Below are 25,562 nucleotides of genomic sequence, written 5' to 3' on the forward strand. Positions count from 1 at the left end.
GTGTTGTGTTTTTTTTTGTTTTTTTTTTTTTTTTGTTTTTCGGTCCCGCGCCCCTGTGGGGGGGGGCGCGGGGGGGGGGGGGGGGGGGCGGGCCGGGGGGGGGGGGGGGGGGGGGCCCCCCCCCCCCCCCCCCCCCCCCGGCACCCCCACCCCCCTCCCCCGGCGACGGCGCCCCGTCCGGAAAGTCACGCCCCATGCCCCGCTTCCTCGTCCGCCGCATCCTCGGTGCGCTGGTCATCCTGCTGATCATCAGCGCCATCACCTTCTGGCTCTTCTACGCCGTGCCGCGCGACCCGGCCCAGATGTCCTGCGGCAAGAACTGCACGCCGGAAGCGCTGGCCCGGATCAGGAAGAACCTGGGCATCGACGAGCCGATGCCGGTCCAGTACTGGCACTGGCTGGTCGGCGTCTTCGCCGGACGGGACTACGCCGGCTACGGCAACTGCCCCGCGCCGTGCCTCGGCTACTCCTTCGCCAACAACGTGCCGGTCTACGAGACGATCAAGGACCGGCTGCCGCTGACCCTCTCGCTCGCCTTCGGCGCGGCCGCCGTCTTCCTGGTCTTCGGCGTCGGCGCCGGCATGATCGCCGCCGTCAAGCAGGGCAAGGCCCTGGACAAGATCGCCAGCTCGCTGTCGCTGCTCGGCTCCTCGCTGCAGATCTATTTCGTCGGCTACATCGCGATGTACTTCTTCGTCTCCCAGCTCGACATCCTCGACCAGCCGTCCTGGACGCCGCTGACCGAGAACCCGGCGTCCTGGTTCTCCGGACTGCTGCTGCCCTGGCTGACGCTGTCGCTGATCTTCGCCGCCAACTACACCCGTATGACGCGCTCGCAGATGGTGGAGCAGCTGAGCGAGGACTACGTCCGCACCGCCCGGGCCAAGGGCCTCTCCCGGCGCAACGTCTTCTTCCGCTTCGCCTGGCGCGGCGCCATGGGCCCGATCGTCACGCTGTTCGGCATCGACCTCGGTGTGCTGATCGGCGGCGCCATCATCACGGAGTCGACGTTCAGCCTGCCGGGCATCGGCCGGCTCGCGATCCAGTCGGTGAACCAGTCCGACCTGCCGATGCTGCTCGGCGTCACCGTGCTGTCGGCCGGCGCGATCGTGATCTTCAACATCATCGTCGACGCCGTCTACGCCCTGATCGACCCGCGGATCCGGCTCGCCTGACCCTCCGCCCCCTCCCCCCTGCCTTCGCATCACCCCCAGGAGCGTCCCCGTGACGAGCACCGATCCGCAGCCCTTCCTCTCCGTCAGGGACCTGAAGGTCCACTTCTCCACCGAGGACGGCATCGTCAAGGCCGTCGACGGGCTCTCCTTCGACCTCGCCCAGGGCCAGACGCTCGGCATCGTGGGCGAGTCGGGTTCGGGCAAGTCGGTCACCAATCTGACGATCCTGGGGCTGCACGACCGCGACCACACCGCCATCGACGGCGAGATCCTGCTCGACGGCAAGGATCTGCTGACCGCCTCCGAGCGGGAGCTGGAGCGGCTGCGCGGCAACAAGATGTCCATGATCTTCCAGGACGCCCTGGCCTCGCTGTCGCCGTACCACACGGTCGGCCGGCAGATCGCCGAGACGTACCGCAAGCACACCGGCGCCTCCAAGAAGGAGGCCAGGGCGCGGGCGGTGGAGATGCTGCGCCGGGTGGGCATCCCGCAGCCGGACATGCGGGTGGACGACTACCCGCACCAGTTCTCCGGCGGCATGCGCCAGCGCGCGATGATCGCCATGGCGCTGGTCTGCGACCCCGAGCTGCTCATCGCGGACGAGCCGACCACCGCCCTGGACGTCACCGTGCAGGCGCAGATCACCGACCTGCTCAAGGAACTCCAGCAGGAGTTCGGCACCGCCATCGTCTTCATCACCCACGACCTCGGCGTCATCGCCGACATCGCGGACGACGTGCTGGTGATGTACGGCGGCCGGTGTGTGGAGCGCGGGACCAAGAAGGAGGTGCTGCGCGACCCGCAGCACCCCTACACGCTGGGTCTGATGAGCTCCATGCCGAGCCTGGACGGGCCGGTCGACGTGCCGCTCTCGCCGATCCCGGGCTCGCCGCCGTCGCTGCTCAACCCGCCCACCGGCTGCCGCTTCCACCCGCGCTGCGCGTTCGCCGAGAAGGTCCCGGGCGGGCGGTGCGCCACCGAGCGGCCGCTGCTCGAGGTCGTCGGGGGCCGCGGCTCCGCCTGCCACCTCCCCCACGAGCAGCGCGCGGAGCTGTTCGCCGACTACGCCGGTACCCGGCTCATCTGACGTACGAAAGACAGGACTTCACCATCATGAGCACCGCGGAAACGCTCCTGGACGTCAGCGGCCTGACCAAGCATTTCCCGATCAAGGGCGGCTTCCCGATCCGCCGCACGGTCGGCGCCGTCCGCGCCGTGGACGGCCTCGACTTCCAGGTCGGGGTGGGCGAGAGTCTCGGCCTGGTCGGTGAGTCGGGCTGCGGCAAGTCGACCACGGGCCGGCTCATCACCCGGCTCCTGGAGCCGACCGCCGGGAAGATCACGTATCAGGGGCAGGACATCACGCACGCGGGCCGCAAGGGCCTCGCGCCGATCCGCTCCGAGATCCAGATGATCTTCCAGGACCCGTACGCCTCCCTGAACCCGCGGCAGACGGTCGGCAAGATCATCTCCGGGCCGATGGAGATCAACGAGATCAACCCGGCCGGCGGGCGCGAGAAGCGGGTGCGCGAGCTGCTCGAGATCGTGGGCCTCAACCCCGAGCACTTCAACCGCTTCCCGCACGAGTTCTCCGGCGGCCAGCGCCAGCGCATCGGCGTCGCCCGGGCCCTCGCCCTGGAGCCGAAGCTCATCGTCGCCGACGAGCCGGTCTCCGCGCTCGACGTCTCCATCCAGGCGCAGGTCGTCAACCTGCTCCAGAAGGTGCAGCGCGAGCTGGGCATCGCGTTCGTCTTCATCGCCCACGACCTCGCCGTGGTGCGGCACTTCTCACAGCGCGTCGCGGTCATGTACCTCGGTAAGATCATGGAGATCGCCGACCGCGACGATCTGTACGGAAACCCGCGTCACCCCTACACGCGTGCCCTGCTGTCCGCCGTGCCCGAGGCGACGGTGGACGAGACGACGCCCCGCGAGCGCATCCGGCTCGTCGGCGACGTCCCGTCCCCGATCAACCCGCCCTCCGGCTGCCGGTTCCGCACGCGGTGCTGGAAGGCGACGGACAAGTGCGCTTCGGAGGTGCCGCCGCTGGTGCAGGTGGAGGGCAACAAGCCCGGCCATCTGACGGCCTGCCACTACCCCGAGACGGCGGACGGCTCGCCCGCCGACCGTCTCGACAAGAGCCCCCGGGCCGCCGCCTGACACACCCCATTTCGTCAGCGGTGGCCCGCGGAACGGACTTCTCGCCGGCCCATTGACCCGAGCTGCGAATCGTCCGCTTCCAGGGAAACCGAGGGCCCGCGCCTCCCCAGGCGCGGGCCCTCGGTGTCGTTCCGGTTCCGGGACCGGGATCAGTCCTTGCCCGGCTCCTCCTCCGCGACCCCCTCCAGGGCGGCCAGCGCCGGGTCGAGCACGATGTCCTCCGCGCGGGCCTCGATCGTCGGGTCCTCGGGGAAGTGGCAGGCCGTCAGGTGGCCCTCGCGGGAACCGTCGATGCGGACCAGCGGGGGGATCTCCGAGGCGCACTTGTCCTGCGCCTTCCAGCAGCGGGTGCGGAAGCGGCAGCCGGAGGGCGGGTTGATCGGCGAGGGCACGTCGCCGGCCAGCCGGATGCGCTCGCGCCGGCCGCTGCCGCCGTCCTCGTCCAGGTTCACCTCGGGCACCGCGGAGAGCAGGGCGTGGGTGTAGGGGTGGCGGGGCCGGGTGTAGATGGAGTCGCGGTCGCCGACCTCGATCACCTTGCCGAGGTACATCACCGCCACCCGCTGCGAGAAGTGCCGGACGACGGCCAGGTCGTGGGCGATGAACAGGAAGGCGATGCCGAGTTCGCGCTGCACCTGCTGGAGCAGGTTCACCACCTGCGCCTGGATGGAGACGTCGAGCGCGGAGACCGGCTCGTCGGCGACGATGAGCTTCGGCTCCAGGGCGAGCGCGCGGGCCACGCCGATGCGCTGGCGCTGGCCGCCGGAGAACTCGTGCGGGAAGCGGTTGAAGTGCTCGGGGTTCAGGCCGACCGTCTCGAGGAGTTCACGCACCCGCTTCTCGCGCCCGCCCGCCGGGTTGATGCCGTTGATCTCCATCGGCCCGGAGATGATCTTTCCGACCGTCTGCCGCGGGTTCAGCGAGGAGTACGGGTCCTGGAAGATCATCTGGATCTCGGAGCGGATCGGCGCCAGGCCCTTCCGTCCCGCGCGCGTGATGTCCCGCCCCTTGTACGTGATCTTCCCGGCGGTCGGCTCCAGGAGCCGGGTGATCAGCCGCCCGGTGGTCGACTTGCCGCAGCCCGACTCCCCCACGAGACCGAAGCTCTCCCCGGTGTGCACGGTCAGGTCGATGCCGTCCACGGCCTGCACCTGGCCGACCGTCCGCCGGATCGGGAAGCCTCCCTTGACCGGGAAGTGCTTGGTCAGGCCCTCGGCCACCAGCAGCGGCTCCCCGGGCCCGCCGGCCGCGGACTCGCGGGGGGCGGGGAGGACGAGGTCTTCTTTCATGACTCCTCTTTCGTGCGCCGGGTTGCGCCGGGTTGCGTCGGGGACCGTCACCGCGGGTTCCTACCCGAGCCGGGGCCGGATCTCGCCCAGGAAGATGGTCCGCTTCTCCTCCGCCGTCAGATGGCACGCCGAGGAGCGGTCCGTGCCGAGCAGCGGCCGTTCGGTGACGCAGCGGTTGCCGCCGACCCGGTCCTGGAAGGCGCAGCGCGGGTGGAAGCGGCAGCCGCTGGGCGGGTTGAGCAGGGAGGGCGGGGAGCCCGGGATCGGCGCGAGGTGCGCGCTGAGGTCGGAGTCCAGGCGCGGCATCGAGTTCAGCAGGCCCCAGGTGTAGGGGTGCCGGGGCGAGCGCAGCACCTGGTCGGTGGTGCCCCGCTCCACCGCGCTGCCCGCGTACATCACCATGATGTCGTCGGCCATGTCGGCGATGACGCCGAGGTCGTGGGTGATGAAGACGATGGCCGAGCCGAACTCCTGCTGGAGGTCCTTGAGCAGGTCGAGGATCTGCGCCTGGACCGTCACGTCGAGGGCGGTCGTCGGCTCGTCGGCGATCAGCAGGTCGGGGTCGCAGACCAGGGCCATGGCGATCATCGCGCGCTGGCGCATGCCGCCGGAGAACAGGTGCGGGTAGTCCTTGGCCCGCTGGGCCGGGTTGGGGATGCCGACCTTGTCGAGCATCTCCACCGCCCGGTCCCAGGCCGCCTTCTTGGAGGCACCGGTGTGCTTGCGGAACGGCTCGGCGATCTGCCGGCCCACCGTGTAGTACGGGGACAGCGCGGTCAGCGGGTCCTGGAAGATCATGGCGACCCGGTTGCCGCGCAGCCGCTCCAGCTCCCGCTCGGTGGCGGTGACGAGTTCCTTGCCGTCGAAGACGATCTCGCCGTCGATCGTGGTGGTGCGCGGGTTGTGCAGGCCCAGGATGGTCAGGTTCGTCACCGACTTGCCCGAGCCCGACTCGCCGACGATGCCCAGCGTCCGGCCGCGCTCGACGTCGAAGGAGAGGCCGTCCACCGCCTTGACGACGCCGTCCTCCGTGGCGAACCGCACGCTCAGGTCGCGGACGGACAGGAAGCCGCCCGGCGCCCCGGGGACCGGCGCGTCATCGGTCTTGGTCGCTGTGGTCACAGGTGTGCCCTCTTCCTAGCTGAGCCGGACGCGCGGATCGATCCAGGCGTACGCGATGTCGGTGACGATGTTCAGCAGCAGGATCGCGAACGCGCCGACCAGCATGACGCCCATGGTCAGCGGCAGGTCCTTGTTGACCGCGCCGTCCACCGCGAGGCGTCCGAGGCCCTGGAGCGAGAAGGTCAGCTCGGTGACGACGGCACCTCCGAGCAGGGCGCTGAGGTCGATGCCGAGGATGGTGACGATCGGGATCAGCGAGCCGCGCCAGGCGTAGCGGAAGAAGACGTACCGCTGGGCCATGCCCTTCGCGCGGGCGGTGCGGACGTGGTCCTCCGTCAGCTGCTCGATCAGCGCGGAGCGCGCCATACGCGTGTACTGGGCGGTGAAGATGGTGGCCATCACCACCATCGGGATGGACAGCCCGACCAGCCAGCCCACCGGGTCCTCGGTGATGGGGACGTACTTGGGGTCCTCCATCAGTCCCGAGCCGTAGACGAAGATCGACAGAGCGATCGGGCCGAGGAAGTAGATCTGGAAGGAGCTGAGGACCATCGAGGCTCCGGTGGCCGCCTTGTCCACCACCGAACCGCGCCGGAAGGCCGCGAGCATGCCCGCGCCGAGGCCGACGACCAGGAAGACGACGGCCGCGCCGACGGTCAGCGAGAGGGTCAGCGGGAACCGGTCCTTGATGGTGGGCCAGACCAGGTCGCCGGAGTAGAAGGACTGCCCGAGGCAGGGTGCGGGGCAGTGCCCGCCGGGGAAGTCGCGGCCGACGACGATGCCGGACATGAAGTCCCAGAACTGCTGCGCGATGGGCAGGTTGAGGCCGAGCGCCTCCCGGATGTCCTCGAGGTGCTGCGGCGAGCAGTCCTTGCCGCAGGCCAGCGAGGCGTAGTCGGACGGCGCCGCGACGAACAGGAAGAAGGTGGCGGCGCCGATCAGGAACAGGGTGAGCACGGCACCGGCCGTACGTCGGAGGATGAACTGGAGCATGGCGGGATGGCTGCTTCCTGCTCAGACGGTGGGAAGGTGGCACGGACCCGGGGGGTGCGCTCCGCCTGGTGCGCACCCCCGTCGTCAGGCGGAGGCCGTTACGACTTCAGGAACAGGTTGTTGACGTCGATGTAGCTGGACTCGGTGCTGTAGCGCGCGCCACCGATGTTCGACCCGTAGAGCTGGAACTGCTTGGTGTACCAGAGCGGGGCGCCGGGGTTGACCTTCTCCAGGATGTAGTGCTGCGCTTCCTTCCAGGTCGCGGCGGCCTCGGTGGGCTGCTGCGTGAGCGCCTTCTTGATCAGTTCCTGGACCTTGGGGTCGTTGATGTGCGAGTAGTTCGGCGAGCCGTCGGAGATCTGGTCGCCGTCGTAGATCGGGGTGACGACCGTGGCCGCGGACGGCCAGTCCTGGCCCCAGCCGCTGATGTACATGTCGTACGGGTTCTTCAGCTTGCCGATCTGCTCGTAGTAGCTGGCGGCGTCGATCTCCTTGGAGACGACGTCGAAGCCGACCTTGCCCAGGGCGTCCTCGATGGCCACCTTGCGCTTCTGGCCCTGCTCGTTGTTGCCGTAGGCGAAGACGAGCTTCTTCTCGGCCGCCGGAACGCCCTTCAGCAGCTCCTTGGCCTTCTCGATGTTGCCGGACGGCGTCTTGAGCCGTCCGTAGGGGTCGTAGGCCGCCTCGTAGCCCGGCAGGGTCGGGGCGAACAGGTTCGGGGCGACGTCGCCGCCGTAGGCACCGCCCTCGCCGGCGATCAGCGACTTGGAGTTGACCGCGTAGGTGACGGCGTCGCGGACCTTCTTGTTCTTCACCCGGTCCAGGTTGAAGGTCAGCGTCATCACGTAGGGCTGGTAGCCCTTGATGGTCCGCTTGTTGACGGCCGGGTCGCTGACCACGTCCTGGATCTGGGTGGACTCCACGCCGCCGGTGAACTGGATCGCGCTCTTCGCCCCGCCCTGGTCGGCGATCAGGCGCTTGGTCTGGGTGGACTCGGTGACCCCGAAGTCGAAGTTGTAGCCGTCGACGTAGGCGTGGCGCACGGAGTCGGTCTTCGGGTCCCAGTTCTCGTTGCGCACGAGCTTGAGGGACTTGCCGACCTTGTACTCGGCGATCTTGTAGGGGCCGGTGGCGACGGGCGCCTTGTCGTACTTCGCCTTGGTGTCCGACTTCGCCGGCACCACCGAGTAGCCGGCCATGGCCAGCGTCTGCGGCAGGTCGGGTCTCGGGGTGTCGAAGTGGAAGACGACCGTCTTCTCGTCCGGGGTCGCCAGCACGCTGTCCGGCAGGTGCTTGGAGCCGAATCCGCCGTCGGGCAGTGCGTCGCGGTACTTCGGGCCGCTCAGCCAGGTCTGGAGGTACGACGGGCCGTCGAAGATGAACTTCGCGTACTGCCGCTCGACGGTGTGCCGGATGTCGGCGGACGTGATCACGTTGCCGTTCTGGTCCTTCACGCCGTCCTTGAGGGTGAAGGTCCAGGTCTTGTTGCCGTCGGAGGACTTGCCGGAGTCGGTGGCGAGGTCGCCGACGACCGCGACGTTGCCCTTGCCGTCCTCCTGGAAGTTGGTCAGGCCGCGGAAGAGCAGGTTGGCGACCTGGCCGGCGTCGGAGACGTAGATCTGGCCCGGGTCCAGGTGGGAGAGGCCCGCCTCCTGGTAGACGCTGATGGTGCCGCCCTCGCGGGCGCCCGGCACGTCGGCGGCCGGGCCGGTGGAGGCGGCGGCGTCCTTGTAGGCGACCGCCTTGGACTGGACCGACGCCTCCTTCTGGTCCTTCTTGGAGTCCTTCGCCGAGTCACCGCTCCCCTTGTTCTCGGAGCATCCGGTGAGGACCAGCGAGCCTGCCGCGAGCGCGACCATGACGGCGCGGGCAGTGCGGGAGTTGACGGACTTCATGTGTCTTGACACCTGCCTGTCGGATTCGTTGTCACTGAGCACTGCTGTGCACTGCCTGACGCGGCCGGTGAGCCGACGCTAGGGCGGCAGTCCCCCCAACCACTCGGCCCCGTTACCGCCCTGACTTGGGGTCGAGCGCGTCCCGGACCGCGTCTCCGAGGAGGTTGAAGCACAGGACGAAGATCACCAGTGCCACGCCCGGGAAGAACATGAACGACGGGTCCTGCTCGGCGACCTTGGCGCCGGTGGCGAACATGCGCCCCCAGTCGGGGGTCGGCTCCACGAAGCCGACTCCCGCGAAGGAGAGGAAGGCGATGCTCAGGATGGTGCTGGGCAGCTGGTAGGTGAACTGCACCAGGATCGGCGAGACCACGTTCGGCAGGATCTCCTTGCGGACGATCCGCCAGGGCGACGCGCCGGCCACCTTGGCCGCCTCCACGAACTCCCGCTCGCGCAGGGAGAGCACGGTGGAGCGCACCAGGCGGGCCATGCCCATCCAGCCCAGCAGCCACAGCACGATGAGGATGGCGAGCGCCCGGAAGTACGTGGGGGTCTCGTCCTGCGGGTCGACGAAGAAGGCCGTGACCACCGGCATGAAGGCGATGAAGAACAACTGCTGCGGGAAGGAGAGGAAGAAGTCGGTGACGCGGCCGAGCGCGTAGTCCGTCCGGCCGCCGAAGTACCCGCCGACCAGACCGATGAGGACGCCCGTCACCATCAGCAGCGTGGTCACGCCCAGCGCCATGAACAGCGAGGTGCGCATGCCGTACAGCAGCATGGTGAACACATCGCGCCCGAACTGCGGTTCCACGCCGAACCAGTGGTCCCCCGACACCCCGCCGAAGTACCCGAGCGGCAGCCCGAAGTCGTCCAGCACCGGGTTGACGGCCGTGAACTCGGGGTCCTGCCCGTACAGGGTGTACGGGTTCTTCCCGTACAGCTTGGCGATCACCGGCGCGAGCGCGGCGATCACGAAGTAGGCGAGCACCACCCAGGCGCAGATGACACCGGTCCGGTCGCGCTTGAAGCGCAGCCACATCAGCTGCCCCGGCGAGCGGCCCTGGAGCTTCGCGGTTTCGGCCTTCTCCGACGACACGGACGCGCCGTCGGCGACGGCGGAGGCCCCGCCGTCCTCGATGTCGATAGGACTAGTCACAGTTCACCCGTCTCACAGGTATGGATGTGCCGAACCGGCGACCGGCCCGGTCACGGGAAACGCCCAGCCGGACGCGCGTAGCCGGAGAATCCGGACGACCGCGCGCGGCGCGCTTCTCAGACTGTGACCCACCTGGCGTGCGTGACACCGCTCACGGGGTTCCTCCTCATGACTTCACGTGCATACCGACAGGAAGGGCACGCGTCTGTCCTCCGACACCCCTGACGGAAGGTCAGACGCCCCCTGTTGCTCGTGAGTCGGGCGCTGTCCCCACAGCGCGAGACCCATTGACCCGAGCGCTTCGCGGCTAACTATCTGCCATGAGCAGACGAAGCGACCACCGTCTTTAAATCTCGATTCAGTCACGGCTGAGTCGGACATCTTCCAAAATCTGGACAAACTGTTCGGGAGGAGAAGGCCGCGAAACGGACGTGTTACATAGCTATCGGGCGGCGATCTCCGTATTCCGTACGGAGAGGGGCCTCAAGGGGGCGCCGGCGGCCCGGAAAAGGGGTTGCAAAAAGCCCGGGCCCCCCGTGGATCGGGGGGCCCGGGCTTCAGGGCCGGTGTGCCGGCCGGGTCAGCCGTGCTTGGCGCGGCTCGCGGTGCGGCCGCGCTCCTTCTGGTCGAGGACGACCTTGCGGATGCGAACGGCCTCCGGGGTCACCTCGACGCACTCGTCGTCGCGGCAGAACTCCAGGGACTGCTCGAGGGAGAGCTTGCGCGGCGGGACGATCGCCTCGAACGAGTCGGCCGACGAGGACCGCATGTTGGTGAGCTTCTTCTCCTTGGTGATGTTCACGTCCATGTCGTCGGAGCGCGAGTTCTCGCCGACGATCATGCCCTCGTACACCTCGGTGCCGGGGTCGGTGAACAGCACGCCGCGCTCCTGGAGGTTCGTCATCGCGAACGCGGTGACGGCGCCGGAGCGGTCGGCGACGAGCGAGCCGTTGTTGCGGGTCGTCAGGGTGCCGAACCACGGCTCGTGGCCCTCGTGGATGGAGTGCGCGATGCCGGTGCCGCGGGTGCCGGTCAGGAACTCCGTGCGGAAGCCGATGAGGCCGCGGGACGGGACGACGAACTCCAGGCGGACCCAGCCGGAGCCGTGGTTCGACATGTTGTCCATCCGGCCCTTGCGGACGCCCATGAGCTGCGTGACCGCGCCCATGTGCTCCTCGGGGACGTCGATCGTCATGCGCTCGACCGGCTCGTGCACCTTGCCGTCGACGAGCTGGGTGACGACCTGGGGCTTGCCGATGGTCAGCTCGAAGCCCTCGCGGCGCATCTGCTCGACCAGGATGGCGAGCGCCAGCTCGCCGCGGCCCTGGACCTCCCAGGCGTCCGGGCGGTCGGTGTCGAGCACGCGGAGCGAGACGTTGCCGATCAGCTCGCGGTCCAGGCGGTCCTTCACCTGGCGGGCGGTGACCTTGCGGTCCTTGACGGCCGACTTCGCGTCGGCGCCCTTGCCGGTGCCGCCCCGGCCGACCAGCGGCGAGGTGTTGGTGCCGATGGTCATGGAGATCGCCGGCTCGTCGACCGTGATCAGCGGCAGCGCGATCGGGTTCTCCGGGTCGGCGAGGGTCTCGCCGATCATGATGTCCGGGATGCCCGCGACCGCGCAGATGTCACCGGGGCCCGCCACCTCGGCGGGCTTGCGGGTGAGCGCCTCGGTCATCATCAGCTCGGAGATGCGCACGTTGGCGACGGTGCCGTCGCGCTTGATCCAGGCGACGGTCTGGCCCTTGCGCAGCTCGCCCTGCTCGACGCGGAGCAGCGCGATGCGGCCGAGGAAGTTGTCGGCGTCCAGGTTGGTGACGTGCGCCTGGAGCGGGGCCGCCTCGTCGAAGACGGGGGCCGGGATGTGCTCCAGGATGGTGGAGAAGAACGGCTCCAGGCTGGTGGAGTCGGCCGGGACCGTGCCGTTCTCCGGCTTGGTCAGCGAGGCCACGCCGTCGCGCCCGCAGGCGTAGACGATCGGGAACTCGATCTGCTCCTCGTCGGCGTCCAGGTCGAGGAAGAGATCGTACGTCTCGTTGACGACCTCGTCGATCCGGGAGTCCGGGCGGTCCGTCTTGTTGATGCACAGGATGACGGGCAGGCGCTGCTGGAGCGCCTTGCGCAGCACGAAGCGGGTCTGCGGCAGCGGGCCCTCGGAGGCGTCCACCAGCAGCACCACGCCGTCCACCATCGACAGACCGCGCTCGACCTCGCCACCGAAGTCGGCGTGGCCGGGGGTGTCGATGATGTTGATCGTGATCGGGTCCCCGCCGTCCTTGGGGTGGTACTTCACCGCCGTGTTCTTGGCGAGGATCGTGATGCCCTTCTCACGCTCCAGGTCGTTCGAGTCCATCATGCGGTCGTCGACGCCCTCGAGCTGGTGCGCGGCGAAGGCGCCGGCCTGCTTCAGCATCCCGTCGACGATGGTGGTCTTGCCGTGGTCGACGTGGGCGACGATGGCGACGTTACGAATGTCGTGGCGCGTGGCCATAGTGAGGCGTACTCCCGGAAGTGTGCGGACGGCCCTCGCGTGCGTCCGTGTGACGCGGGCCTGCCGGGCGGTCACATGCCACGGCCTCACCCCATGGTACGGGGCCCGGAGGGCCGGGGCCTTCCGGGGCCCGGGGGGACGCCCCGGGGCCCCGTGGGCCGGGGGCGGTCGGTCACCTCGACGGGCTCGCCGAGCGGGTCGCGCCCATCGCGCCCTTGGTGAGGAAGCCCATGTCCTCGTAGACCGGCGTGGCGAAGCCGAAGGCGCCCGCGTTGGCCAGGCTGGTGCGGGCCGCGAGGAGCTGCGGGCGCTGGTAGAGGGGGATGGAGCCGGCCGCCGCCCAGATCCGCGAGTCGGCCTTGCGCAGCAGGTCGCGGGCCTGTCCGCCGTCCAGCGTGGTCATGGCCTGGTCGAAGAGCTGGTCGACCTGGTCGGTGCCGACCCGGGTGTAGTTCTGCGCCACGTTCAGGGAGCCGTCGGCGGCCGGGACGGGCTTGGCGTAGATGGGGCGGGCGTCGGTGGCTGGGTAGGCGGAGCCGGGCCAGGAGTAGAGGGCCAGGTCGTAGGAGCCGGACGCGATGTGGTCCTTGAAGTAGCTCTCGTCGGAGACCTTGGTGACGTCGGTGCGGATGCCGATCTTCTCCAGCATGCCGGAGATCTTCCCGGCGACCGTGCCGAGGACCGCGGAGCCGGGGCCCGAGGGGAGCACGAAGCGCAGGGTGAGCGGCTTGCCGTCCTTGGCCAGCGGGGCGGCGGCCGAGCCGCCCGGCGCGGCGGTGCCCTTGGGGGCGTAGGCACCGGGGGCCCCGCCGCCCTGGGCGGTGTCCTTGGCGTCGCCGTGGTCGTGGCCGCCGTGGTCGCGGGCGGCTCTGCCCTTGTCGTCGCCCTCGCCGTCGTTCTTGTCGTCCTCGCCGACGATGTACGCGCCGTCGTCGCCGCCCTCGGAGGGGGTGTCCTCGGCGTCGTTCCCGCCGCCGTCCTTGCCGTCCTTGGTCTTCTCGCCCTCGGCGCCGGCCGCCTTCTCACCGCTGTCCTGCTCGCGCACCGGCCCGCCCGGCACCCAGCCGGCGTCGGCGAGCAGGGCGCGGGCCTCCTTGGCGCTCTGCCGGCCCAGCGCGCCGCTGCCGTCGGCGTAGGCGTCCTGCCCGGACAGGGCGAGGTGGCTGCCGACCGGCACGGCGGGCAGGCCCAGTGGCTTCAGCACCGCCTCGGCAAGGGCCCGGCGGTCCAGGGCGCGGGCGACGGCCCGGCGGACCCGGTCGTCGGAGAGGGGGCCCTCGGCGCCGTTGAGGGCGAGCTGGGTGTAGGCGGGCTCCAGGGACTTGCGGACCTCGAAGCCGCGCAGGGCGGCGGCCTCGCCGGGGGCGCCCTTGCCGTCGGAGCCCGGGCGGGCCGAGCCGGCGGAGCCCTTCGACGCGGCGCCCGTGGCGGTGGCCGGGGGTCCGGCGGCGAGGCCGGCCTGCTCGGCGCTGTCCGCGTCGACGTCGGCGAGGTCCAGGTCCCCGTCGCCCAGCGCCGCGATCCGCTTGGACCGCGGCACGGCACGCAGCCGGATCTCGGAGAGCTTGGCCGGCTCGCCCCACCAGCGCGGGTTGCGGGCGAGGACGACCTCGTCCTCCTGGGCGTCGACCTTCTTCAGCGCGAAGGGCCCCGCGGTGACCTTGAGCTTGCGCCGGGCGCCGTCGTTGAAGGCGTCCGGGGTGCCCATGACGTCCTTCGGGTACAGCGGGGTGAACAGCGACTTCCAGTCGGCGTAGGGCCGGCTGAAGGTGACCTTGACCTCCAGGTCGTTGGCGCCGCGCTCGATCTTCTCGATGCGGTCGTAGCCGGCGTTGCGGGCCGTCCAGTAGGCGCTGTCCTTGCCCGAGAGGGCCCGCCACTGGGCGGCGAAGTCGGCGGCGCCGATCTCCCGGCCGTCGCTCCAGACGGCCTGCTGGTCCAGCTTGTAGAGCACGACCTGCTTGGGCTCGGTGTCGACGACCTTGGCCGACTCCAGGTAGCGCGCGTCGCGCACCGGGCGGCCGGTGGCGTCCGTGCGGAACATGGCCGGCAGCACCGCCTGGGCGATCCGGGCGGTGGTGGCGTCGGCGTCCGACTGGAAGGTGTTCAGGGTCTCGGGCACGGAGTCCACGGCCCAGCGCAGGCTGCCGCCGTCGGCGACCGAGGCGCGGGCGGTGGTGGCGATGTCCGGCCCGGCCAGCGGCTTGCCGTCGTGCCGGTCGGAGCTGCATCCGGCCAGCGCCGGAACCGCGAGCACGCCCGCGGTGAGGAAGACGACCGAGCGCGTCACGGCGCGCGGTCCGACGCCGACGTGGGACATCCGTGCTACCTCCGGGGGTGGCGGCCTGCTGACGGCGATCCGGATGCCCGGGCGGGGTCGTGCTCCTGGGCGGGGTGGTGCGATGTGAAGTTGATCATTTGTATCCGGATCGGTACGCCGCCACTGAAGAGGAAACGGTTCGCCACTCCCGGGAGGCAGGACGGCGACACGCCCGAAGCCACCCGTGCGGCGCAACGATCGGCGCACGCCCCTTCCCAGCGGCCGGTGTGACGCGCGACACTCTTCGGCGCACGGACGTCACCGCTCACGGCCGGCCCCAGGCCGCTTCCGACGGATGCGAGGTCACGTCATGCCCACGCACCACCCCTCGGCGCACGAGGCCCACCAGGACCTGGCGGCCATCCAGCGCTGCCTCGACGACCTGTCCCGCTCGGTGGACCGCCTCCGGCGCCGGCTCGGCGACGACGGCCTGGAGATCCGCCGGGTCCGCACCGACGCCGACCACCTGCGCGAGAGCGTCGCCCTGCTGCGGGCGGCCACCCTGGCGCCGGACACCCCGGCCCGCCCCGACCTCGTCACCATCCCGGACACGCCCTACGACGGCTCGCTGTGGACAGACTCCGACGACGAGGGCCTCGGCGCCCGCGACCGCCGCGCTCCCTGAACCCCTCACCCCCCCCCGGGAGTCACCCTTTGGCCACCGGTACGGAACCCCCCGCCACCGCGCCCCCGCCCCGGCCCGCGCCACGCGGGGGCGTGCACGGACCGTCGCGCGCCGCGCTCGCCGCCCGCCACCTGCGCACCGACCGCTGGTGGCTGGCCCCGGCCGGCACCGCCGCAGGGCTGCTGGCGTTCGTCGTCTACTCGACCTGGCGGGCCTTCGCGAACGCCGACTACTACGCGGCGCCCTACGTCTCGCCGTTCTACTCCCCCTGCCTCGCGGAGAACTGCGCGCCGATGCGCCACGGCCCCAACTGGGCTCTCCTTGGCGGCTGGTGGGGCCTGTCCCCCGCCCTGATCGTCCTGGTCTTCCCGCTCGGCTTCCGCCTGACCTGCTACTACTACCGCAAGGCCTACTACCGGGGCTTCTGGGCCTCCCCGCCGGCCTGCGCGGTGGCCGAGCCGCACCGGACGTACACCGGCGAGACCCGCTTCCCGCTGATCCTGCAGAACGCCCACCGGTACTTCTTCTACGCCGCCCTGCCGGTGGCCGGCGTGCTGACGTACGACACCGTGCTGGCCTTCCGGGACACCGGCTACCGGTGGGGGCACATGGGGCTCGGCACCCTGGTCTTCCTGGCCAACATCGTGCTGATCTGGGCGTACACCCTCTCCTGCCACTCCTGCCGGCACATCGTCGGCGGCAAGCTGCGGCACTTCTCCCGGCATCCCCTGCGCTACCGGGCCTGGCGCCTGGTCGGCCGGCTCAACGCCCGCCACATGCAGCTGGCCTGGGCCTCGCTGCTGAGCGTGGGGCTCGCCGACCTGTACGTGTACCTCGTCGCCTCCGGCGCCTTCGACGATCCGCGCTTCTTCTGATGAGGCTTCTTACGAGGGGGGCCCGCTGATGCCCGTGGTCGACCGGCAGGAATGGGACGTCGTCGTGGTCGGCGCGGGCGGCGCCGGGCTGCGCGCCGCGATCGAGGCCCGCGAGCGGGGCGCCCGTACGGCGGTGGTCTGCAAGTCGCTGTTCGGCAAGGCGCACACCGTGATGGCCGAGGGCGGCATCGCGGCGGCCATGGGCAACGTCAACTCCGGCGACGACTGGCGGGTGCACTTCCGCGACACCCTGCGCGGCGGCAAGTTCCTCAACCAGTGGCGGATGGCCGAGCTGCACGCCCAGGAGGCCCCGCAGCGGGTGTGGGAGCTGGAGACCTGGGGCGCGCTGTTCGACCGCACCCCGGACGGCCGGATCTCCCAGCGCAACTTCGGCGGCCACGAGTACCCGCGCCTCGCGCACGTCGGCGACCGCACAGGGCTTGAGCTGATCCGCACCCTCCAGCAAAAGGTCGTCGCGCTCCAGCAGGAGGACGCCCGGGAGACCGGCGACTTCGAGTCCCGGCTGAAGGTCTTCCAGGAGTGCACGGTCACCCGGATCCTCAAGGACGGCGAGCGCGTCTCGGGCGTCTTCGGCTACGAGCGCGAGACCGGCCGCTTCTTCGTACTGCACGCCCCCGCCGTGGTGGTCGCCACCGGCGGGATCGGCAAGTCCTTCAAGGTGACCTCCAACTCCTGGGAGTACACCGGCGACGGCCACGCCCTCGCCCTGCTGGCCGGGGCGCCGCTGCTGAACATGGAGTTCGTGCAGTTCCACCCCACCGGCATGGTCTGGCCGCCGTCGGTGAAGGGCATCCTGGTCACCGAGTCGGTGCGCGGCGACGGCGGGGTGCTCAGGAACTCGGCGGGCGAGCGGTTCATGTTCGGCTACGTCCCGGACGTCTTCAAGGAGAAGTACGCCGAGTCCGAGGCGGAGGCCGACGGCTGGTACGAGGACCCCGACAGCCACCGCCGGCCGCCCGAGCTGCTGCCCCGCGACGAGGTGGCCCGCGCGATCAACGCCGAGGTGAAGGAGGGGCGGGGCTCGCCGCACGGCGGGGTCTTCCTGGACGTCTCCACCCGGATGCCGGCCGAGGTGATCCGGCGCCGGCTGCCCTCGATGTACCACCAGTTCAAGGAGCTGGCCGACGTCGACATCACGGCCGAGCCGATGGAGGTGGGGCCCACCTGCCACTACGTCATGGGCGGCATCGCGGTCGACTCCGACACGGCGGCGGCGCGCGGGGTGCCGGGCCTGTTCGCGGCCGGCGAGGTGGCGGGCGGCATGCACGGCTCCAACCGGCTGGGCGGCAACTCCCTCTCCGACCTGCTGGTCTTCGGCCGCCGGGCGGGCCGGTACGCGGCGGAGTACGGCCGCTCGGTGTCCCGGCCCGCGGTGGCCGAGACGCTGGTCGAGGCGGCGGCCGAGGAGGCGCTGCGGCCCTTCGGGGCCGAGGACGCGCCCCTGGGCGGGCCGCCGGAGAACCCGTACACCCTGCACCAGGAGCTCCAGCAGACCATGAACGACCTGGTCGGCATCATCCGCCGCGAGGGCGAGATGGCCGAGGCGCTGCGCACGCTCGCGGAGCTGCGGCGGCGGGCCGGGCGGGTCGCGGTGGAGGGGCACCGGCAGTTCAACCCGGGCTGGCACCTCGCCCTGGACCTCCGGAACATGCTGCTGGTCAGCGAGTGCGTGGCGCGGGCCGCCCTGGAGCGCACCGAGTCGCGCGGCGGGCACACCCGCGAGGACCACCCCGGCATGGACCGCGGCTGGCGCAACGTGAACCTGCTGTGCGCGCTCGGCGACTCGGCGGAGGGCCGTCCGGCAGGGGGCCGCATCCGGCTCAGCCGGGAGACCACCGACCCGATCCGCCCCGACCTGCTCGCCCTCTTCGAGAAGGAGGAGCTGGTGAAGTACCTGGCCGAAGAGGAGCTGTACGAATGAGCGGCTACGAGGCCGGGTTCCGGGTGTGGCGGGGCGACGCGGCGGGCGGCGGGCTCCAGGACTTCCGGGTCGAGGTGAACGAGGGCGAGGTGGTGCTCGACATCGTGCACCGGCTCCAGGCCACCCAGGCGCCCGACCTGGCGGTGCGCTGGAACTGCAAGGCGGGCAAGTGCGGTTCGTGCTCGGCGGAGGTCAACGGGCGGCCCCGGCTGCTGTGCATGACCCGGATGTCGGTCTTCGACCCCGCCGAGACGGTCACCATCACGCCGCTGCGGGCCTTTCCGGTCGTGCGCGACCTGGTGACGGACGTCGGCTTCAACTACGCCAAGGCGCGCGAGGTCCCGGCCTTCGTGCCGCCGGAGGGGGTCGGGCCCGGCGAGTACCGGATGGCGCAGGAGGACGTGGACCGCTCGCAGGAGTTCCGCAAGTGCATCGAGTGCTTCCTGTGCCAGGACACCTGCCACGTCGTCCGCGACCACGAGGAGAACAAGCCGGCCTTCGCGGGGCCGCGCTTCCTGATGCGCGTCGCCGAGCTGGACATGCACCCGCTGGACGCGGCCGGCGAGACGGGCCTGGACCGGGGCCGCGCCGCCCAGGACGCGCACGGGCTGGGCTACTGCAACATCACCAAGTGCTGCACGGAGGTGTGCCCGGAGTCCATCCGGATCACGGACAACGCGCTGATCCCGCTGAAGGAGCGGGCCGCGGACCGCAAGTACGACCCGCTGGTGTGGCTCGGGTCGAAGATCCGGCGGCGCTCCTGAGCAGCTCCCGACCAGCTCCTGATAGCTCCTGACCAGCGACGTTTCAGCTGCGCTTAACCATGGGGTGTAGCGGACGTAGCTGGACAGGAGGGTGCCCGTCCGGCGACCCTGGCCGTCGTCCGCCGGCCCCGCCGGTCCCCCAGCAGTGCCAGGAGCAGCCCCGTGCGCGCCACCGTGATCCACGGCCCCGACGACATCCGCATCGAGGAGGTCCCCGACCCGGTGGTCCAGCGGCCGACCGACGCCGTGGTGCGCGTGGTCAACGCCTGCATCTGCGGCAGCGACCTGTGGGCCTACCGGGGCGTGGCCTCCCGGGTCGCCGGGCAGCGGATCGGCCACGAGTTCCTCGGGATCGTCGAGGAGACCGGCGCCGAGGTGACCGGCCTCACCCGCGGCGACTTCGTGATCGCCCCGTTCGTCTGGTCCGACGGCACCTGCGACTTCTGCCGCGAGGGCCTGCACACCTCGTGCCCGCGCGGCGGCTTCTGGGGCGAGGTCGGCTCCGACGGCGGCCAGGGCGAGGCGGTCCGGGTGCCGTTCGCCGACGGCACGCTGGTCAGGCTGCCCGCCGAGCTGGCCGGCGAGGAGAAGCTGCTGCCCGGCCTGCTCGCCCTCTCCGACGTGATGAGCACCGGCCACCACGCGGCCCTCGCCGCCCGGGTCCGGCCCGGCGCCACGGTCGCCGTGGTCGGCGACGGGGCGGTCGGCCTGTGCGGCGTGCTGGCCGCGCGGCGCCTGGGCGCCGACCGGATCATCGCCCTCGGCCGGCACGAGCAGCGCACCGAGATCGCCCGCGCCTTCGGCGCCACCGACGTGGTCCCCGGGCGCGGCGAGGCCGCGATCGAGGCGGTCAGGGAGCTGACCGGCGGCCAGGGCGCGCACGCCGTCCTGGAGGCCGTCGGCACCGAGGAGTCGATGCGCACCGCGATCTCGATCGCCCGGGACGGCGGCGCCGTGGGCTATGTCGGGGTCCCGCACGGCGGCAGCGCCGGCATCGACGTCTCCCAGATGTTCGGCCGGAACGTCGCCCTGGCCGGCGGCGTCGCCCCCGCCCGCGCCTACATCCCCGAGCTGCTGCCCGACGTGCTCTCCGGCGCCATCGACCCGGGCCTGGTCTTCGACCGCACGGTCGGCCTGGACGGCGTCCCGGACGGCTACCGCGCGATGCACGACCGTACGGCGCTGAAGGTCCGCATCGCCTTCTGAACCCCGGACTCAGCCGACCCAGCCGTCCCGGTACGCCGTCCAGTCCCCCTCCGTCGCCGCGAAGTCGATGTACAGCGCGACGCCGAAGCGGGCCCGGTCGGCGTCGGTGCGGGACAGGCCGAGGCGCACGCCGCGCACGGCGGCCGGCACGGTCTCCGCGTGCGCCCAGTGGCCGAAGCGGTTCTCGTGGTAGAAGGGCAGGCCCATCAGCAGGTCGGTGGTGGGCGGGGTGGCCTCCAGGGCGAGCGAGGTCTGCTGGGCGACGTAGCCGCCGTACGTCGACCGGAGCGGCTGCATGGTGTCGTACGACATGACGGCGATCTGGTCGACGCGGCGGGCGACCTGGCCGAAGAAGTGCTGGGACCACCACTTGGGGTGGTTGGTGACCGTGCCCCAGAAGGCGTGGAACCCCGGCAGCGGGTCGATCTGGTGGGCCGCGACCGACAGCGCCGCGTGCCGGGAGCGGGTGAGGGCGCGCACGTCGTCCAGGAGCGCGAGGTAGTTCCGGTCGCCGGAGTGCAGGGGCTCCAGGTCGAGGTGGACGCCCTGGTAGCCGGCGTCCAGGACCTGGCGCGCCGAGCGGACCACGGCCTCGCGGGTGCCGGCCTTCTCCAGGCGCATGCCGTCGGGCGTCTCGGTGGCGAGGACGTCGCCGAGGTACGCCTGGACGCGGACGCCGGGCAGGGCGCGGTGGACGCCAGCGATGAACCAGCGGGCCTTCGGATACACCGACGCGGGCAGGGTGCCGTCGTGCTCCAGGGGGCCGGTGTGCACGTAGAGGTCGCTGATGCCGGTGGTCTCGAGGCGCCGGGCCAGGGCGGCGAGGTCGGCGTCGGTCTTGCGGCCGTCGACCCAGGCGTGGCCGAGCCAGATCGCGTCGCGGTGCCGGGTGCGGGTGCCGTCGGCGGGGTCACCGGCGTAATTGATCCGCAGGGCGGTCTCGGCGGCGAGCAGGGGGAGCAGGAGGGCCAGCACGAGACCGAGGGCGGTGCGGCGGACCAGGCGGAGGCGACGACGCCGGGTGCGGGGCTCCGGTGCCGGCGCCGGGGGCGTGCCCTGTTCGGCCGTGTCCTGCCCGGCTTCCTCGGTCGCTTCCGCTCGTTCCACGGGTCTCCTCTCGTCGCCGCCCACCTGGGCGTTGCTCGCGAGGACGAGGGGAACGGGTGTTCCGGTTGCGTCGGAAGGTGCGTCAGAGTCGTGTCAGAAGAGGCTCAGCAGGGCCTCCGCCGGGTCGGCGAGGCGGGTGTCCCCGCCGGGGAGGGGCAGCTCGAACCAGACCGTCTTGCCGCGCGGCGTGCGGCGCGAACCCCAGGCCGCGCTGAGCAGGCCGACCAGCTGGAGGCCCCGGCCGCCCTCGTCGGTGTCCCGGGCGCGCCGCCGGCGGGGCTGGACCAGGCCGGAGTCCCAGACCTCGCAGACCAGGGTGCGGTCGAGGAGCAGCCGCAGCCTGATCTCGCCCTCGCCGTACCGCAGCGCGTTGGTGACCAGCTCGCTGACCAGCAGCTCCGCGGTGTCGACCAGGGGCTCCAGGTCCCAGGCGAGCAGCTGCGCGCGGGCGTACTCGCGGGCCCGGCCCACGCTGCGCGGCTCGCGGGGCAGGGTCCAGTCGCCGACGGACTCGGTGGGCAGGCCCTGGACGCGGGCCATGAGCAGGGCGATGTCGTCCTCGCCGTGGTGGGTGTCCAGGGTGGTGAGCACCTGGTCGCAGACGTCCTCCAGGGGGCGGGAGGGGTCGGTGAGCGCCCCCACCAGGGCCCGCAGGCCCTCGTCGACGGACTGGTCGCGGCTCTCCACCAGGCCGTCGGTGTAGAGCGCGAGCAGCGCGCCCTCGGGCAGCTCGACCTCCACCTCCTCGAAGGGCTCCCCGCCGACGCCGAGCGGCAGCCCGGGCGGCACGTCCAGCATCAGCGCGGACTCGCCGGGCTCCATGAGGACCGGCGGCAGGTGGCCGGCGTTGGCGAAGGTGCAGCGCCGGGTCACCGAGTCGTAGACGGCGTACACGCAGGTCGCCAGGTACACCTCGGACAGGTCGGCCTCGCGGGGGCGACGGGCCGCCCGGGTGGCCTGCCGCACGCCGGCCGCGGCGCTGACGGCCGTGGCGGGGGCGCCGAGGCCGCGCGCGATCTCGTCCAACTGGGAGAGCACCTCGGCCGGTTCCAGGTCGAGCTGGGCCAGCGTGCGGACGGCGGTGCGCAGTTCGCCCATCGCGACCGCCGCGCGCAGCCCGCGCCCCATGACGTCCCCGATGACCAGCGCGGTGCGGTGTCCTGGCAGTTCGATGACGTCGAACCAGTCGCCGCCGACCTCACTGGGCCGGCCGGTGGCCGCGTTGCCGGGCAGGTAGCGGCAGGCGATGTCCAGGCCGGATGCCTCCGGGTCGCCGGGCGGGAGGAGGGAGCGCTGCAGTATCAGGGCGCGTTCGTGCTCGCGCCGGTAGAGCCGGGCGTTGTCGATGCAGACGGCGGCCCGCGCGGCCAGCTCCACCGCGAGGTCCCGGTCGCGGTCCCCGAACGGCTCGCTGCCCTTGGTGCGGGCGAACTGGGCGAGGCCGACCACCGTGTCGTGGGCGACCATCGGCACGGCGAGCGTGGACTGCACGAGACCGCCGTCCTCGGCGGCGACGGCGCGCGGCCGGGCGGTGCGCAGGGCGTCCGCGCAGGGCGAGTTGAACGGGTAGTGGTGCACCGCGCCGAGCGCGACCGGTTCGCCGGTGCCCTGGAAGGGCCCGTCGGAGACGGCGCTGGAGAAGGCGACCCGGCGCAGCTCGGCGCTGCCGTCGGCGAGCCCCGACGGGGTCTCGTCGCCGACCAGGAGGCCCTGGTAGAGGTCGACGGTGGCCAGGTCGCAGAAGCCGGGGACGACGACGTCGAGGAGTTCGCGGGCGGTGGTCTCCAGGTCCAGGGAGTTGCCGATGCGGGCACCGGCCTCGTTCAGCAGGGCGAGGTTGCGGCGGGCGGCGGCGGCCTCGCGGGCGGCCTCACGGCGGGCGGTGATGTCGGTGCCGAGCCAGGCGACCCCGATCGGGCGGCCCGAACCGCTGTGCACCCGGTACAGGTTGACCGACCAGTGCCGGCGCTGGTCGGAGCCGGGGGCGAGGCCGGTGACGTGCATGTCGGTGATGGACTCGCCGCTCTCCAGGACCCGGCGCAGGGTGGCGCTGACCCGGTCGGCCTCGGCGCGCGGCAGGTAGTCGTGGACGCCCTTGCCGCGGTGGTCGTCGGGGGTGCCGCCGAAGACGGAGGCGAAGCGCTGGTTGGCCCGGCGCACCCGCAGGTCGGGGTCGATCAGCAGGAAGCCGAAGGGAGACTGGCCGAAAATCGCCTGCGAGGCGGCCAGGTCGGTCTCGATGCTGCGCAGGGTGCGGACATCGACGACGATGCAGACGGCGGCCTTGTCGCCCCTCGCCGTGCGGGTCGGCATGACGTAGACCTCGGCGAGCGCGCGCCGCCCGGCACCGCCCGGCTCCGATGTCCGGAACGGGACCACGCCGGTCCACTCCCGGCCGTCGAGGATCTCGGCCATCTTGCGCTGGCCGCGCTCACGCAGGTCGGCGTCGACGAAGGCGTCGATGGGATCCAGGCCGACCGCGTGCTCGGCCGGGATGCCGAGCAGCTGCTCGGCGCGCAGGCTCCACTGGTCGACCAGTCCGTCGGGGCCGATGGAGAAGGAGGCGACCTTGATGTAGTCGTAGATCGAGCCGGGCGGACTGCTCTGCCAGACCGCGTCACCGACCACCGCGCCATCGGCCGTCCCAGCCTCTTCGGACGCGCCCTCGGACGCGCCGCCGGGCTCCGTGGCCCTCGCTGGTATCTCGCTCACGCGAACCGTCCCCTCCAGCTCACCGCGTCCGGCACCGGTCACCGGGAGCGGCTGCCCGCAGTATCCAGCACTACGGCGCCGCCCGACACGGTGTTCACGATCACAGCACGGTCCCGATGCTTTTCGGTCCGGACCGTGACAACACTTCCCGTCTTCTAACCAGCGGACACGCCATCGAATCACGCAGTCCGCAAGCTCCGTGCCGCACGGGCTCCGCACGTCACTCCGGCAACGCCAGTTCGAACCAGACGGTCTTGCCCGCGCCGCCCGGCCGGGTGCCCCAGCGGCGCGCGCTGGAGGCGACCAGGTACAGGCCCCGGCCGCTCTCGTCCCCGGGGCGCGCGACGCGCTCGCGCGGCGGGTCGGGGAGCGGGTCGGAGACCTCGACGAGCAACACCCCGTCCAGGCCGGGCGGGTCCCGCTCCATACGTACGCCGATGGGGCCGGTGGCGTGCCGCAGCGCGTTGGTGACCAGCTCGCTGACCAGCAGGGCGGCCACGTCCCCGACGTCGTCGATCCCCCATCCGCGCAGCGTGCCGCGGACGAGGGAGCGGGCCCTGCGCACGGCGTCCGGGGCCGCGGGGAAGACCCACTCTGCGGTGTCGGCCGCGCCGTCGACCACGTCGATCACATCCCGGCCAGCGAGCCCACCCATGCCCGGTTTCGTGGGGTTAATGGGCACATACCCGATATCCGGGGCCGGGTACCGTCCGACGGGGCGCGTCCTGGGGCACGGCCCCGGCGTACGGGCGCGCGGCCCCGCCGCCTCACGCGCCCCGCGCCTCCGTCGGCGCCGGGGGCGGGGGCGGGGGCGCCAGGTTGGCCAGCACCCGCTCGACGGCGGGGACGTCCTGGTCGAGCCAGGGCACGTCCCAGATCTCGGCGGCGGTGAGCCAGCGCAGGGCGTCGTGGTCCTGGAGGGGCTCGGGGGCGGCCGAGCCGGGGCGCAGCCGGGCGGTCCAGACGTGCAGGACGAAGGGGTCCCGCAGCGGCCACCGCCCGGGCACGCGCTCGCCGGCCTCGGCGTCCACGCCCAGTTCCTCGCGCAACTCGCGGACCAGGGCGGCCTCGGGGCGCTCCCCCGCCTCGACCTTGCCGCCGGGCAGTTCCCAGCGGCCGGCCAGCTCGGGGGGTGCGCTGCGGCGCGCGGCGAGCAGCCGCCCGCCGTCGATCAGGGCGGCCCCCACCACGATCCGCTCGGGGGGCTGCGTGCGTTCGCTCATGCCCCGAGCCTAGGAGGCGTCCCCCCGGCGCAGTTCCTCGACCCAGTAGAGCTGCTTGTGCCCGCGGCCGTCGAGGCTCGCCGCGATCCGCTGGGCCTCCGCCTCGGTCGCGTACCGGCCCACGCGATAGCGGTTGCCGTTGTCGTCCTGCCGGAAGACCAGCCAGGGAAGTGTGACCGTGCCGTCGTTCATCGCGCCCCTCCACATCCCGCCCGCGACCCGTGCCGCCGCCCTGCCCGCCAGGGAAACCGCACCTCGCATATGCCCGAGCCTACGCCCAACCTTTACGGAGCGAACACGGCTTTGCACAAAGAGGTACGCATCCAGCCAGCCGGGAGGGGGCGCGCGCCGTGCTGCGCGCCGTCCGTGCGCGCCGGTGACGCCGGGTGGACGGGTGCCGAGAATCGCGGGTTCACCAGCGCGGATGGCCGGGAGCCCACCCCGAGGGGGCGGCCGTGCGGCGACGGGAGCGCGCGAGGGGCGCGCGGGAGGCGTGCGCCGTCCCACCCC

Annotated in this window: 20 protein-coding genes; 8 read left to right on the top strand and 12 right to left on the bottom strand. The window is 71.7% G+C overall.

The genetic code is table 11. The features are described from left to right. Positions 1-194 precede the first annotated feature (194 nt). From ACGFZL_RS31555 to ACGFZL_RS31565, 3 genes are read left to right on the top strand one after another with little or no spacing between them, the layout of a single operon-like run. A complete protein-coding gene (locus tag ACGFZL_RS31555; RefSeq protein WP_355176489.1) occupies positions 195-1,175 on the top strand; it encodes an ABC transporter permease in 981 nt (326 codons plus the stop codon). A 49-nt stretch (positions 1,176-1,224) separates the two neighbouring features. Continuing rightward, positions 1,225-2,262: an ABC transporter ATP-binding protein gene (locus ACGFZL_RS31560; protein WP_355176491.1), complete on the top strand. Its 1,038-nt coding sequence runs from the start codon at positions 1,225-1,227 to the stop codon at positions 2,260-2,262. Positions 2,263-2,288: 26 nt separating this feature from the next. Next, on the top strand, positions 2,289-3,335 hold the full coding sequence (locus ACGFZL_RS31565) for an ABC transporter ATP-binding protein (protein ID WP_393696945.1): 1,047 nt from the start codon (positions 2,289-2,291) through the stop codon (positions 3,333-3,335). Between the two features lie 149 nt (positions 3,336-3,484). Here ACGFZL_RS31565 and ACGFZL_RS31570 read toward each other — a convergent pair whose 3' ends face one another. From ACGFZL_RS31570 to ACGFZL_RS31600, 7 genes are all read right to left on the bottom strand, one after another. Continuing rightward, positions 3,485-4,624, bottom strand: coding sequence for an ABC transporter ATP-binding protein (locus tag ACGFZL_RS31570; protein ID WP_393696947.1), 1,140 nt, complete (start codon positions 4,622-4,624; stop codon positions 3,485-3,487). A 60-nt stretch (positions 4,625-4,684) separates the two neighbouring features. After that, positions 4,685-5,746: an ABC transporter ATP-binding protein gene (locus ACGFZL_RS31575; RefSeq protein ID WP_355176497.1), complete on the bottom strand. Its 1,062-nt coding sequence runs from the start codon at positions 5,744-5,746 to the stop codon at positions 4,685-4,687. A 15-nt stretch (positions 5,747-5,761) separates the two neighbouring features. After that, on the bottom strand, positions 5,762-6,739 hold the full coding sequence (locus tag ACGFZL_RS31580; RefSeq protein WP_393696949.1) for an ABC transporter permease: 978 nt from the start codon (positions 6,737-6,739) through the stop codon (positions 5,762-5,764). A gap of 98 nt (positions 6,740-6,837) precedes the next feature. Then, a complete protein-coding gene (locus ACGFZL_RS31585) occupies positions 6,838-8,634 on the bottom strand; it encodes an ABC transporter substrate-binding protein (protein WP_393696951.1) in 1,797 nt (598 codons plus the stop codon). Positions 8,635-8,746: 112 nt separating this feature from the next. Then, complete coding sequence (locus ACGFZL_RS31590) at positions 8,747-9,730, bottom strand: ABC transporter permease (RefSeq protein ID WP_355176539.1); 984 nt, start codon at positions 9,728-9,730, stop codon at positions 8,747-8,749. A gap of 640 nt (positions 9,731-10,370) precedes the next feature. Beyond that, positions 10,371-12,278, bottom strand: a complete 1,908-nt coding sequence (typA, locus tag ACGFZL_RS31595; protein ID WP_393696953.1) for a translational GTPase TypA — start codon at positions 12,276-12,278, stop codon at positions 10,371-10,373. Between the two features lie 172 nt (positions 12,279-12,450). Further along, positions 12,451-14,598, bottom strand: coding sequence for an ABC transporter family substrate-binding protein (locus ACGFZL_RS31600; RefSeq protein ID WP_393696955.1), 2,148 nt, complete (start codon positions 14,596-14,598; stop codon positions 12,451-12,453). Between the two features lie 310 nt (positions 14,599-14,908). Here ACGFZL_RS31600 and ACGFZL_RS31605 point away from each other — a divergent pair, with 310 nt between their 5' ends. The 5 genes from ACGFZL_RS31605 (at position 14,909) to ACGFZL_RS31625 (ending at position 20,010) form a co-directional block, all read left to right on the top strand. Beyond that, positions 14,909-15,223 carry a hypothetical protein gene (locus tag ACGFZL_RS31605; RefSeq protein ID WP_393696957.1) on the top strand — a complete coding sequence of 105 codons (315 nt, stop codon included), beginning with the start codon at positions 14,909-14,911 and terminating at the stop codon, positions 15,221-15,223. Between the two features lie 29 nt (positions 15,224-15,252). Continuing rightward, positions 15,253-16,098 carry a hypothetical protein gene (locus tag ACGFZL_RS31610; RefSeq protein ID WP_393696959.1) on the top strand — a complete coding sequence of 282 codons (846 nt, stop codon included), beginning with the start codon at positions 15,253-15,255 and terminating at the stop codon, positions 16,096-16,098. A gap of 28 nt (positions 16,099-16,126) precedes the next feature. Continuing rightward, a complete protein-coding gene (locus tag ACGFZL_RS31615; protein WP_393696961.1) occupies positions 16,127-18,040 on the top strand; it encodes a fumarate reductase/succinate dehydrogenase flavoprotein subunit in 1,914 nt (637 codons plus the stop codon). Next, complete coding sequence (locus ACGFZL_RS31620; RefSeq protein WP_393696963.1) at positions 18,037-18,804, top strand: succinate dehydrogenase/fumarate reductase iron-sulfur subunit; 768 nt, start codon at positions 18,037-18,039, stop codon at positions 18,802-18,804. Before ACGFZL_RS31615 ends, ACGFZL_RS31620 begins: the two co-directional genes overlap by 4 nt. 162 nt (positions 18,805-18,966) lie before the next feature. After that, positions 18,967-20,010: a zinc-dependent alcohol dehydrogenase family protein gene (locus tag ACGFZL_RS31625; RefSeq protein WP_393696965.1), complete on the top strand. Its 1,044-nt coding sequence runs from the start codon at positions 18,967-18,969 to the stop codon at positions 20,008-20,010. Between the two features lie 9 nt (positions 20,011-20,019). Here ACGFZL_RS31625 and ACGFZL_RS31630 read toward each other — a convergent pair whose 3' ends face one another. The 5 genes from ACGFZL_RS31630 to ACGFZL_RS31650 all read right to left on the bottom strand — a co-directional run bounded on the left by ACGFZL_RS31630 (position 20,020) and on the right by ACGFZL_RS31650 (position 25,244). Further along, positions 20,020-21,117: a hypothetical protein gene (locus ACGFZL_RS31630; RefSeq protein WP_393696967.1), complete on the bottom strand. Its 1,098-nt coding sequence runs from the start codon at positions 21,115-21,117 to the stop codon at positions 20,020-20,022. Positions 21,118-21,210: 93 nt separating this feature from the next. Continuing rightward, complete coding sequence (locus ACGFZL_RS31635; RefSeq protein WP_393696969.1) at positions 21,211-23,829, bottom strand: SpoIIE family protein phosphatase; 2,619 nt, start codon at positions 23,827-23,829, stop codon at positions 21,211-21,213. A gap of 220 nt (positions 23,830-24,049) precedes the next feature. Continuing rightward, a complete protein-coding gene (locus ACGFZL_RS31640; protein WP_355176519.1) occupies positions 24,050-24,484 on the bottom strand; it encodes an ATP-binding protein in 435 nt (144 codons plus the stop codon). A 112-nt stretch (positions 24,485-24,596) separates the two neighbouring features. Next, entirely contained in the window at positions 24,597-25,052 is a 456-nt protein-coding gene (locus tag ACGFZL_RS31645; RefSeq protein ID WP_393696971.1) for a (deoxy)nucleoside triphosphate pyrophosphohydrolase, read from the bottom strand. Between the two features lie 9 nt (positions 25,053-25,061). Then, positions 25,062-25,244 (bottom strand): SPOR domain-containing protein, encoded by a 183-nt coding sequence (locus tag ACGFZL_RS31650; protein WP_393696973.1) that lies wholly within the window; start codon positions 25,242-25,244, stop codon positions 25,062-25,064. Positions 25,245-25,562 lie beyond the last annotated feature (318 nt).

The sequence above is a fragment of the Streptomyces sp. NPDC048182 genome (assembly GCF_043202555.1).
Lineage (GTDB): Bacteria > Actinomycetota > Actinomycetes > Streptomycetales > Streptomycetaceae > Streptomyces.